The organism is Sulfitobacter sediminis (genome assembly GCF_040811725.1).
GTDB lineage: Bacteria > Pseudomonadota > Alphaproteobacteria > Rhodobacterales > Rhodobacteraceae > Sulfitobacter > Sulfitobacter sediminis.
In genome coordinates, this window is record NZ_JBFNXX010000077.1 from 1 (window position 1) to 1,832 (window position 1,832).

The following is a 1,832-nucleotide window of genomic DNA, read 5'->3' on the forward strand; positions in this document are numbered from 1 at the left end:
GCGGACGAAAGTGATCGTAGTTTGGAAACTGAGGAACTGATCTATCAGATCATGGGCCTCATACTCGGCGGCAGTGATACGACGCGGTCGGGGTTCAATATGATTGTCGCAAGGCTGCTGGCAGACCGTTCGCTTTGGAATGAAGTTCAGGCGGATCGCTCGCTCATTCCAGCTGCAATAGAGGAATCCCTTCGCCTTGAGCCACCTGTTGGCGGCATGCCCCGCTACTGCTTGGAACCCATTGAGATTGGCGGAATAAGCATACCGGGGGGCCAGCTAGTTGGGCTCTCGGCCCTGTCTGCAATGCGCGACGAGACAAAGATTAGCGATCCTGAGACTTTCGATCTTCACCGTGAGGATCGTCCTCTTCCTCATCTGGTATTCGGCGCAGGCGCGCATCGGTGTCTTGGTGAAATGCTAGCGCGATTGGAGATGGAAGAAGGACTGGCTGCTCTGCTCGATGGGGCACCCGATATTGAAATGGTCACGGCCCCGGAGATGATCGGTGCACTCGGCCTCCGCAAGTCAACCCCGATGATCGTCCGGATTTAATGAGCCTACCTGTTCATTTGCAGGTCCGGTAAAAGCTTGGAGCGGGCTTTCGCTGTGCGAGGCATCAAGGTGGCTATGGGCCATTGGCTCCTGTTTCAAGGAGCCGTGATAGGAGGAGGTTTTCGTCGTTTGCCTGACAGTGCATTCCCCGCGATAGCTGCGAGCAGAACAGTGCCGCCGATCAATGTGTACACGCTCGCGGTTTCCCCTAGGAACAGCCAGACCCAGAGCGGGCCAAGCAGCACTTCGGCCAGAGACAGCAGGGCGAGCTCCGCTGCAGGGAGGCTGCGGGACCCCAGTGTGTAGAGGATCAGACCAGCGCCGACCTAGAACACACCCATGCCTATCGCGATGCCACCGTCAATCGGGCTCAAAACGATTGAGAATCCAAGGCTAAGGCATATCGCCAAGGTGATCGCAATCGCGAAAAGGCCCGACAGGAACACCGCTGGCAGCATCTCACCTGTGCGCCCCCATCGCAGCGCCACGGTGAAGGCAGCAAACCCGAATGCCGATCCGAGTGCGGCGAGGCTGCCCCTTAGCGCAACGCCTCCGGACTTGTCGGCAACCATGATCGCAATACCGCCAATTGCGACTGCGATCGCCACCCATGTTGCTAGACGGACGGGTTCTCGTAACACGATCCATCCGAGCACAGCGGCCATGAACGGTGCTGTCGCAAAGAGCAACATGGCATTCGCGACCGAAGTATTCTGGATCGCGTAGATGCCGCCTGAATAGGCAGCGACCAGTGAAAGCCCCGCGATGATGGCCGGTGCACCGATGCGACGGATCTGGGCAAAGGGGCTTTCGCCAGACCGCACTCGAATGAGCGCGTATAAAAAAATTGACAAGCTGATCGACCGATAGAGTAGAATCTGCCACACGACAGCATCTTCGATTAGGCGAATGCCAAGACCGACCGTTGACCAAAGAACCCCCGCTGCAAAGACAAAGAGCACACCGTACTTGTGCGCATCCGCATTCGAGGAGGCAGGCGCAATGGACGTCATGTCGGGCTCATCAAGGAAATCACTTCGCAAACGTTAATGTCTTGGCTAGAGCTTTGATCGCTCATTAGCGACATTGGCGCGGGTTGCTGCTCACCGCCATGCCAAACCAAGATCGCTGTGTCGTTCACGAATGGCCGCTATGGTGACGCCGCCTAGCAGCGCTTGAAGTGCGGACAAAAGTCCGGAATGGGCTGATGTTGTTGAAAAACTCTGCTTGAGCGAAGCGTGATCGGCTGATTCACTTGCCCTGAGGCAAGGGAGATCTGG

General features: G+C 57.0%; 2 protein-coding genes. One reads left to right on the top strand and one right to left on the bottom strand.

Annotation, left to right across the window (positions count from 1 at the left end; translation table 11 throughout):
- The coding region (locus tag AB2B41_RS23190; RefSeq protein ID WP_367880199.1) for a cytochrome P450 at positions 1-552 on the top strand (552 nt) is incomplete at its 5' end.
- A gap of 326 nt (positions 553-878) precedes the next feature.
- Here the strand turns inward: AB2B41_RS23190 and AB2B41_RS23195 are convergent.
- A complete protein-coding gene (locus AB2B41_RS23195; RefSeq protein WP_474104446.1) occupies positions 879-1,565 on the bottom strand; it encodes a DMT family transporter in 687 nt (228 codons plus the stop codon).
- Positions 1,566-1,832 lie beyond the last annotated feature (267 nt).